Here is an 8,826-nt window from a genome sequence, read left to right as displayed (position 1 = left end):
AATGCCCGGAGTAGGAGCGGTTGTCGCACTGAGCTACCGGTCCGCCATTGATGACCCTTCTCGTTTCACATCATCTAAGAAAGTCGGGCCATGGGTCGGCATGACACCATCTCGCAATCAATCCGGCGAACACGACGTTTCGGGTGGCATTACCAAAGCTGGCGACATCAACTTACGCCGCGCGCTGTGTCAGGCCGCGACAGTCATGATGCATCGAGGACGTTCGACATGGCTGAGAGCATGGGCTGCACAGGTCACCCGCCGCCGCGGCACGAAGCGCGCGATGGTTGCTTTGGCGCGTCGTATCAGCGTTATCCTTCATCGAATGTGGGTCGATGATACCGACTTTCTGTCAGATGATGCTGTGTCGCATAGGATTTAAAGAAACGCTGCAACCTTTGCCTGCCTGATTGCAGGCTGTCGAAGCCCCCCCCAGGGACGTGGTTCCGATGATGCCGGGGTCAGGACTGTGCCGATGAAAGTCGAGCACGCCTATGAGATGGGCACATCGGGATTACATTTGAACCAGCATCATGTTGGCAGCCAATTGCGCTGACCACGGACAGAAGCATGTACCCGGGTTGACATCACACGAAGACAGCAACGCAAACAGGAACGTAAAAATACAGATAGGATCAACGCCGTAGCTATGGCGTGTATTCGCACGTCAAAAAATGCTTGACATGGAAGACCCCGTTACCGAAGTCCTGAGCCTAATTTAGCACTGGTCGTGATACGTAGCGCGGAATTATCCGCGCCAGCTGAGGAAGTGCTTTTCGATCTTACCGATAATGAAATTTACGATCAGACCCATCACCGACAAGATGGTGACACCGGCAAAAAGCTTTTCAAGATCATAGAGCGATCCGGCCTCCAGAATATAGGAACCAACACCATATTGCGCGCCGAGCATTTCAGCGGCAACAAGCAGAATGATTGCGATGGAAACAGAAACTCGCAGTCCTGACAAGATAGCCGGAAAGGCACCTGGCAGCACAATTTTGCGGACAATCGACCACCAGCTCAGGCCAAAGCTCTGCCCCATGCGGATTAGTGAACGATCAACATTATCAACCGCGCCATAAGTAGCAACGACGGTTGGCGTAAATGTGCCGAAAGCAATGAGCGCATATTTCGACATTTCATCAATGCCGAACCAAATTACGAAAAGCGGCAGCAATGCAATTTTCGGAATTGGAAACAGCGCTGCGACCAGTGGCACGAGACCAGCACGCACATAGCTGAACAAGCCGATCAGTACACCGATGCCAACGCCCACGGCAATACCCATAAATGCGCCGACAAACAGACGTTGCAATGATGGCAGCAAATGTTTCCAGAGCAAGCCTGTCTGCCATAATTGTACGAATGTGTCGAAAACAGCACTCGGGCGTGGCAAAGTCAGGCTTGAAATAAAGCCACTGCGTGTACCAACTTCTGCCAGTATGATCAGCACTACAAAAACGGCAATGCCGACACCTTTAACCGGCACCGGCGCAAAGCCGCCGCCACGAAACAGAACAGGGCGCACCGGCGCTGTGTCATTTTTTGCTGCCATGTCAGCTGATGTCATGGTGTTAACGTCAGACATTGACCAATTCCTTGTCTGCGGCCGCAGCCTCTTCGCGCATTAGTTCCCAGAGCTGTTTTTGTTTTTCTTCCAGCACCGGATCGCCCAAATGGCGCTCGCTCAGCGGAATATCAATATCGACGATTTCGCGGATGCGCCCCGGACGACGTGACAAAACAACAACCCGATGGCCAAGCCGTACGGCTTCATTCAGATTATGGGTGACGTAAACGGAGGTGAAAGGCTGGCGTGTCCAGAGCGACACCAGATCATCCATCAACAATTCACGCGTTTGGCTGTCGAGTGCAGAAAGCGGCTCATCCATCAGCATCACGGCAGGACGCACAGCCAAAGCGCGGCTGATTGCAACACGCTGGCGCATGCCGCCGGATAATTGCTTAGGCAGTGCCTGACGGAAATCGGAAAGTCGCGTGCGCTCAAGCACATCGGTGACAATGTCATCCATCTCGCGTGTACCTAAACCGTGATCTTCCAGAACAAGCTTAATATTGCCTTCAACCGTGCGCCAAGGCAGCAGAGCAAAGTGCTGAAACACATAAGTAAGGGGATTGAGAGAATCTTGCGGCGGATTGCCAATCTGCAAAACCTCGCCCGATGTCGATTTTTCCAAGCCACCCAGAAAGCGGAGTAATGTTGATTTCCCGCAGCCCGAAGGTCCGATAAGACAGACGATCTGACCCTGAGGGATATCAAGCGAAATGTCTTTCAGAACCTCAACGGATCCATATGAATGGCTGATGTTTTTAAGTCTCAGATCCATGAGTTCTCCTTAGCGGAGACGTTAAAACACGTCTCCGCGAGATTAGTATGCTGGTCAGATAGTTTTGACGTATGATGTGTCAAACAACTGTTCATTGGTGATGGCATCTTTAACCATGCCTTCAGACTTGAACCATTCCAGCTGTTCGACGCAGCTATCGAGTGAAAGAGCTAAGCCTTCATTGATTTTCATCGCACCATTCAGCAGGTTCTGTTTGGCGGTTTCAAACGGGCTGTCGCTTTCAACATATTTGTGAACGATCTTCGCCAGATCATCACGCTCTTTGTCATCGGCCGTATTGTCGATGAAGGCTGCGTTATAATCAGCAATGGCGCGTGAGTAAGCTTTGACAAAAGCTTCAGTCATTTCGCGCTCATTGGCGGCATTTTTGGTCGAGGTAAAGGCAGTTGTTACCTGATAATCAGGAGCATAATCGGAAACGAGACCGATTTGCTTGGCGGCACCTTCACGAATCATTTTCTTGGCAACATTTGGCTGAATGGCCCAGGCATCGATCTGGCCGGTGGTCAATGCACCAACGATCGCGCCTAGCTTCTGTAATGGGCGAAGCTGTATGTCGGCAAGATCGATATTGTTGGCCTGAGCAATTTTATGCGCCATAAAATGGAAAGAAGAACCGGCAGTGGTAATACCAAAGCTTTTGCCGGCCAGCATGGAAGGGTCAGTCAGACCAGCTTCATAGGCTTTATTGGATGCCAGAATAATTGCGCCGGTGACGCCTTTTTGCTCGGTCAATGCGCCGCCAATAACTTTAACGGCGTCTTTTTGTGCAAGGCTGATTAAGCCGCCGCTCATGGCCGTTACGCCAAAATCGGCATCGCCCGAAGCAATTGCAACGGCCATTGGCTGTGCAGCTTCAAAGAATTTCAATTCAATGTTGAGGCCTGCATCTTTATAATAGCCGCGCTCAAAAGCGATAAAGCTTGGCGCATGGCTGGCCAGATGAAGCACAGCAAGATTACGGGTTGCGGCACGTGCAGGCATGCCAAAGGCTGTAGCCGCGCCAAGCGCGCCCATGCCGACCAAAGCCTGACGGCGGTTCAAAAACATATTCATAACTATTCCTCCCGAAGGTGACACGGATGCGTGCCATTCACTTTCATGGCATTGACTGAAATGTGAGACAACGCAAAATGGTTATGTCTCCCATGTCCTGCGAACATATAGCGGTTGTGACATCTCAGGCAAGAGGCGGCAGCCCCTCAAGTTTGCGGGTGAGTATCTCTGTCAGCTTACGTAAATTAGCGGAATGTGGCCGGCGACGGTTCCACAAAACGGAGATCGAAAATTGCGGTGCGTTTTCAATCGGCCGCACGACAAGATTATTTCCAAGAGGGCCCAATGTTGAAAGATAATCGATAAGAATAATTCCCATCGCTTCACTGGCCAGTGCCAGCGCCGTATCAGCATAACGGGCAACCGCGCGGGTATTAACGCTTAGTTTCTCGCTGTTTAAGAAGCGATCAACCACGGTTTGATGCGCGCCACCTGTAGAAAATGCAATAAAATCGCAATTTGCCAGATCATGGGCTCGAATAATACTGCGCTGGGCAAGGGCATGATCTTTGTGAATGACAGCAACCAAGTCGACTTTGCCGACATGTTCACTGGCAATCAACGGATGATCTGATGACGCAATTGTGACCACTGCCTCCCCGCGTCCGGTGATCAGATAGTCCTCAATCTGGTTGACCGGCAACACGTCAAAAAACAGCTCAATGCCCGGAACTTCCACAGATAATGTACGCAATGATTGTGGGATGAGTGCGCGCGCCACACTTGCCGTGGAGCCGACACGGAAAACTGCTGTTTCTCCGCGGGCGATTCGAGTTATCTGCGTGCCGACACTGGTTAACTGGCGAATAAGCGGATCAAGCTCAGCAAAAATCTGCAAAGCCTCTGAAGTGGGCACAAGGCCGTTACGATCACGGGCAAATAATGCAATGCCCAGCTGGTCTTCAATACGCCGGATGGTGCGGCTTAAAACAGGCTGCGAAACATGGAGCACTTTGGAAGCGCCGGTGATGGAACGTGTTTGCATCACAGTGTGAAACACTTCCATTTGGCGCAGGCTCAAAAGGCTTTCATTAGCGTCGGGCGTATTAGTGTCGCCGTGCTCGTTTCTATCCTTCATTGTTCAAGCTTTCGAAGAAATGGATGCAGCGCTTTCAACAGGGCAGGGGCGGCAGTTTCTGGCAATAAATGCCCGCCGGTGAGTGGCTGTCCTTCAGCAAAATCTGTCCAGTCTGCCCAGATGTTCAGCGGCTCGCGGCCACCGCCATAGCGACGGCCTTCTTCCCAAAAAACTAAAACCGGCACATGGATTTTGTTTGCCTGATTGCGATCTGCTAAATCATCGGCTTCGTCCACACTTGCACCCGCACGGTAATCTTCACAAATGCCGTGGCGCACATCCGGATCATCAAATGCGGTGCGGTAATCATCCAAGGCTAATGGATCTAGCAGATCAATATTGCCGGTCATTTTTTGCAGTGTTGTGTCGATCAGAAAACGGGGATTTCCGGCCATCAAATTTTCAGGCAGCGGATAGGGTTGCGCCATCATGAACCAGTGCCAGGCACCCATCCCGAAAGCCTTGCTGGCGCCTTCCCACATTTCCGGTGTCGGCACGACCGTGACCGAAACAAGTGCGGTGATAGTTTGTGGAAAATCCAGCGCCATACGATAAGCAACACGACCGCCACGATCATGACCGATGACGGTAAATTTATTATGGCCAAGTACTTGCATCATCTCGTGCAGGCTTTTAGCCATAGCGCGTTTTGAACCCATATTGGCCGTGCTATTTTTAACACGGCTCCGCCCATAACCGGGCAAATCCGGCACGATAACCGTATGAGTTTCAGCCAGTTCCGGTGCAATCCGATGCCATGCAGTGCGCGTTTCCGGATAGCCATGAAGGAGTAAAATGGCAGGCCCCGTGCCTTTACTCAACACGGCAAAATCGACATTTTCAGTGCTGATGCAATTGTCCTCAAAGCCTGAAAACAGTTGATTGGCTGGCCTAAGCATGGGCGGGCTTTCCTCCGTTATTTTATTGGGCTGCGTCATTCTTAATCGACGCATTGGCAATGTCACGCAGCGCATCAATCAGGCTATCTACGCCTTTTTGTCGAGGCCGCAACTGGCAAATATGAACATAGGCCGAAACACTCACGCTATTCTCAACCGGTATTGCGACAAGGCCGAAGGCCTCGCAATTGATGGCAGAAAAAGCATCCAGAATAGTGATGCCGATGCCTTCGCTGACAAAAGAAAGGGCCGCCTCGACAAAATGCACATAGACAGCCGTTTCGCGCGAAACACCCCAACGCCGATAGGTTTCATCAATGAACAAGCCATGGGTGGTGGTGGCGCCAAAAGAAATCAGCGGCTCATGCGCAATATCCAGCGGCGTGACAGTTTTTTTGCCTGCGAGCCGATGATCTTTCGGCACGACACACACCAAGCCTGCGCTTGCCACTTTGGTGGTTTCAATCACTGGATCATTGACCTCTGCAATGGTGGCGACACAAGCACCTTGACCAAAAAGCAGATAGTCGCGCACATCGCGTTGGGACAGGCTGTCACTATAATAAGTGCCGGCTGTTCCCTCTAATTGCAGACGTCGCAACGCCTTGGGAATAAGCCGCACACCAAGGCTTGGTGTGGAACCAAACCGAAAGGTTGAGGCATCGCCGCGTGCAATGGAATAGATCAGTTCAGAGAGCATTTCCGATTGCTGGTTGACGCGCTCCACTTCGGCAAAAATCAATTCTGCTTCTTGTGTCGGCACTAATCTGCCAGAAATGCGAGCAAATAATGCAATGCCGAGCTGATCTTCCAAACGCTTGATTGCGATTGAAAGATTAGGCTGAGAAACGCCTAAATGACGCGCAGCTGCTGTCATAGAATTGGTGGCCATGATAGTGCGAAAAATTTCGATCTGGCGTTCTTTTAGTTTGGGATGCTGCATCAACCCATTACCTCACCCTATAAATCAGACTTATGTCTTCAGCCGTAATTTATATTGGAGTCAATAGGTCTCCCGCTCTAATCTCGATCACAAGTTCAGGAGAAAAGCTTTGGTTGGCAGCAAAACACGATTGGTCGCGATCATCGGTTCACCGATAGCGCAGGTTAAATCACCGGATAATTTCAATGATTATTTCGCCGGTGCACAAAAAGATGCGGCCATGATTGCTATCGATCTTTTGCCTGAAAATGTGGCTGATTTTGTTAAAACAGTGCGTGGCTGGCAAAATTTTGACGGGTTTGTCGTCACGATCCCGCATAAAAATGCCGTTGCTGAACTGGTTGATGAATTAAGCCCGACTGCGCAATTTTTAGGCACTGCCAATGTTGTTCGGCGCCACCCTGACGGGCGCCTGAGCGCGGATATGACTGATGGCGTTGGCTTTTTAGGCGCCACACGTCTGCATGGATTTGAGCCTGAAGGCAAAGCTGTTTTCATGGTGGGGGCAGGTGCTGCCGGCAGTGCAATCGGCTATGCCGTGGCTGAGAGCGGAGTGGCACAGCTTATTATTCATGATCGCAATCCAGAGCGTGCTTTTGATCTGGCTGCACGATTGAAAACAGCATTTCCTCAGGTTGATATTGCAGCTGAAGCCTTGCCAAACCGGGCTTTTGATCTGGTTATTAACGCTTCTTCAAGTGGCATGAAAGCGGATGATCCGCTGCCTGTGCCCGAGGCCATTCTTGAGCTGCTGCCGCAAGATGCCTTGGTGGCTGATGTGGTTACCAGTCCGAAAATGACACCGCTGCTCATCGCTGCGGCACAACGTAATTTGAAAATTCAAACCGGCGAAGAAATGGCAAAAGCACAGCTTTTTGCCCTCGGTCAGGTAATGGGCGTGATCCCGGGAGAACAAATCAATGACTAATCAGCGCTCGTGTCATTATGACGTTGTCGTTGTTGGGGGCGGTACAGCCGGAGCAAGTGCCGCCGTTGGCGCAGCACGTCTTGGTGCCAAGGTTTTGCTGGTTGAGCGCTATGGGTTTTTAGGCGGCGCAGCGGCAAACTCATTGGTGCTTGCCTATTGCGGTTTTTATCAAAAAGGGCCGGAGCCGGTTGTGGCCGTGCGTGGTGTTGGTGAAGATCTTCTCAACACATTGCGCGAGATTGGTCAGGATACTGCACCGGTTAAATCCAATAGCGGCAATTGGATCATTATGCTTGATCCGGAAGCGCTTAAATATGGTTTTGACCGTTTGACGGATGTTTCCGGCCTTGATGTGGTGCTGCATAGTCGTGTGACTGCGGTGACAAAGGGCGCTGATGGCATTGCTTCCATTGTCATTACCGACCACGCGGGCAGTTATGATGTGTCGGCTGGTGCATTTGTTGATGCCAGTGGTGAAGCCACTTTAAGCGCACTCGCGGCCACAAAAATGAGCGTCAGCAGCGCTGCGGGCGACCATGTGCAACCAGCATCGATGCCGGTGCGTATCGGCGGTATTGCTGATGGCGTAAAGTTTGACCGCGCACTGATGGCAGAGTTTATCAAGCAGCATAATGCGAACTCCGACACCCCGATCCACCGTGCTGATGGTGGTGTTATGATGCGTTTGCCAATCTCCAATGATTATTGGTGGATGACAATTGATCTTGAAACCGATGGTTTGAGTGGTGCAAGTCTTGGCGCGGCAGAGCGTCAGGCACGTTTTGAAGCATGGCGAAACTTAAAAATCTTGCAAAAAATACCGGGCTTTGAAAAAGCCTTTATCGCCGCGACGGGTCCGCAAATTGGTATCCGTGAAACCCGCCGCCCACAGGCGCTGGAAGATATGACCGGCGCAGCCTTGCAAAATGGCTCACGCCGTGCAGATGGCATTGCCCGTGCGGCATGGCCGATGGAGGTGCATGAAGCGCCAGGTCGCGCTAGATTTATTGATCTGGGCGGTGATGGCTTTGCCGATATTCCATTGAATGCTTTGCGTGCGTCTGTGACCGAGAATTTATTCTTGGGCGGCCGCGTTATGGGTGCTGATGGTGCAGCTTATGGCTCGCTTCGGGTGATGGGCACAGCTTTTGCGACTGGCCACGCTGCGGGTATTGCTGCTGCTCTTCAAGCCTCCGGCTCGTTGAGCTCAGAAGCAGTTCGTAAAACTTTGATCGCGCAAAATGCGCTGATTTAATGCATAAACCTTGGCGTGATCCCCAGCTCTCCTCCATTTTTCAGGAGAGTCTGGGGTTATACTGACGTGCTCCTCGTTTTAGGACCACCCGGCTGGGGAACTTTCCCGGGGTTTAGGCTTTGGGCGAACCAGATGCGCCCGAGCCATTCATCAGCGAAATCGGCGGTTTATTCCCGATAGCGCTGTGAGGCCGAACCTCATTGTAGTCTACACGCCAATCTTCCATCTTTTGGCGGGCATCGTCAAGGGTCATGAACCAATGCTGGTTCAAACATTCAGCTCTGAACTTGCCGTT

Annotated in this window: 10 protein-coding genes; 3 read left to right on the top strand and 7 right to left on the bottom strand. The window is 51.5% G+C overall.

Annotation, left to right across the window (positions count from 1 at the left end; translation table 11 throughout):
• Nucleotides 1-382: transposase (locus FHS77_RS15145; protein ID WP_184224770.1), on the top strand; the 382-nt coding region annotated here is incomplete at its 5' end.
• Between the two features lie 366 nt (nucleotides 383-748).
• On the opposite strand, the gene FHS77_RS15140 is transcribed toward FHS77_RS15145, so the two are convergent.
• The 6 genes from FHS77_RS15140 to FHS77_RS15115 all read right to left on the bottom strand — a co-directional run bounded on the left by FHS77_RS15140 (nucleotide 749) and on the right by FHS77_RS15115 (nucleotide 6,348).
• Nucleotides 749-1,591, bottom strand: a complete 843-nt coding sequence (locus FHS77_RS15140) for an ABC transporter permease (protein WP_184224769.1) — start codon at nucleotides 1,589-1,591, stop codon at nucleotides 749-751.
• Entirely contained in the window at nucleotides 1,584-2,351 is a 768-nt protein-coding gene (locus FHS77_RS15135; RefSeq protein WP_184224768.1) for an ABC transporter ATP-binding protein, read from the bottom strand. Before FHS77_RS15135 ends, FHS77_RS15140 begins: the two co-directional genes overlap by 8 nt.
• A gap of 54 nt (nucleotides 2,352-2,405) precedes the next feature.
• Complete coding sequence (locus tag FHS77_RS15130; RefSeq protein ID WP_184224767.1) at nucleotides 2,406-3,428, bottom strand: ABC transporter substrate-binding protein; 1,023 nt, start codon at nucleotides 3,426-3,428, stop codon at nucleotides 2,406-2,408.
• Nucleotides 3,429-3,552: 124 nt separating this feature from the next.
• Complete coding sequence (locus tag FHS77_RS15125) at nucleotides 3,553-4,506, bottom strand: LysR family transcriptional regulator (RefSeq protein WP_184224766.1); 954 nt, start codon at nucleotides 4,504-4,506, stop codon at nucleotides 3,553-3,555.
• On the bottom strand, nucleotides 4,503-5,405 hold the full coding sequence (locus FHS77_RS15120) for an alpha/beta fold hydrolase (protein ID WP_184224765.1): 903 nt from the start codon (nucleotides 5,403-5,405) through the stop codon (nucleotides 4,503-4,505). Before FHS77_RS15120 ends, FHS77_RS15125 begins: the two co-directional genes overlap by 4 nt.
• Before the next feature lie 22 nt (nucleotides 5,406-5,427).
• Nucleotides 5,428-6,348 carry a LysR family transcriptional regulator gene (locus FHS77_RS15115; protein WP_184224764.1) on the bottom strand — a complete coding sequence of 307 codons (921 nt, stop codon included), beginning with the start codon at nucleotides 6,346-6,348 and terminating at the stop codon, nucleotides 5,428-5,430.
• 109 nt (nucleotides 6,349-6,457) lie between these two features.
• Here FHS77_RS15115 and FHS77_RS15110 point away from each other — a divergent pair, with 109 nt between their 5' ends.
• Together FHS77_RS15110 and FHS77_RS15105 are read left to right on the top strand one after the other, a co-directional pair.
• Nucleotides 6,458-7,276 (top strand): shikimate dehydrogenase family protein, encoded by an 819-nt coding sequence (locus tag FHS77_RS15110; RefSeq protein WP_184224763.1) that lies wholly within the window; start codon nucleotides 6,458-6,460, stop codon nucleotides 7,274-7,276.
• Nucleotides 7,269-8,531 carry an FAD-dependent oxidoreductase gene (locus FHS77_RS15105; protein ID WP_184224762.1) on the top strand — a complete coding sequence of 421 codons (1,263 nt, stop codon included), beginning with the start codon at nucleotides 7,269-7,271 and terminating at the stop codon, nucleotides 8,529-8,531. Before FHS77_RS15110 ends, FHS77_RS15105 begins: the two co-directional genes overlap by 8 nt.
• Before the next feature lie 112 nt (nucleotides 8,532-8,643).
• On the opposite strand, the gene FHS77_RS15100 is transcribed toward FHS77_RS15105, so the two are convergent.
• Nucleotides 8,644-8,826, bottom strand: a 183-nt coding sequence (locus FHS77_RS15100) for an integrase core domain-containing protein (protein ID WP_184224761.1), incomplete at its 5' end; no start/stop codon positions are given.

Source organism: Paenochrobactrum gallinarii (genome assembly GCF_014205685.1).
Taxonomy (GTDB): domain Bacteria; phylum Pseudomonadota; class Alphaproteobacteria; order Rhizobiales; family Rhizobiaceae; genus Paenochrobactrum; species Paenochrobactrum gallinarii.
The sequence above is the reverse complement of the archived record's forward strand: the minus strand, read 5'-3'. Positions and strand labels throughout refer to the sequence as shown.

Excerpts from the sequence above, each read along its gene's own strand:
- FHS77_RS15120 (WP_184224765.1), bottom strand. The coding sequence starts at position 5,405 with ATGCTTAGGCCAGCCAATCAACTGTTTTCAGGCTTTGAGGACAATTGC.
- FHS77_RS15130 (WP_184224767.1), bottom strand. The coding sequence starts at position 3,428 with ATGAATATGTTTTTGAACCGCCGTCAGGCTTTGGTCGGCATGGGCGCG.
- FHS77_RS15135 (WP_184224768.1), bottom strand. The coding sequence starts at position 2,351 with ATGGATCTGAGACTTAAAAACATCAGCCATTCATATGGATCCGTTGAG.
- FHS77_RS15115 (WP_184224764.1), bottom strand. The coding sequence starts at position 6,348 with ATGCAGCATCCCAAACTAAAAGAACGCCAGATCGAAATTTTTCGCACT.
- FHS77_RS15140 (WP_184224769.1), bottom strand. The coding sequence starts at position 1,591 with ATGTCTGACGTTAACACCATGACATCAGCTGACATGGCAGCAAAAAAT.
- FHS77_RS15125 (WP_184224766.1), bottom strand. The coding sequence starts at position 4,506 with ATGAAGGATAGAAACGAGCACGGCGACACTAATACGCCCGACGCTAAT.
- FHS77_RS15105 (WP_184224762.1), top strand. The coding sequence starts at position 7,269 with ATGACTAATCAGCGCTCGTGTCATTATGACGTTGTCGTTGTTGGGGGC.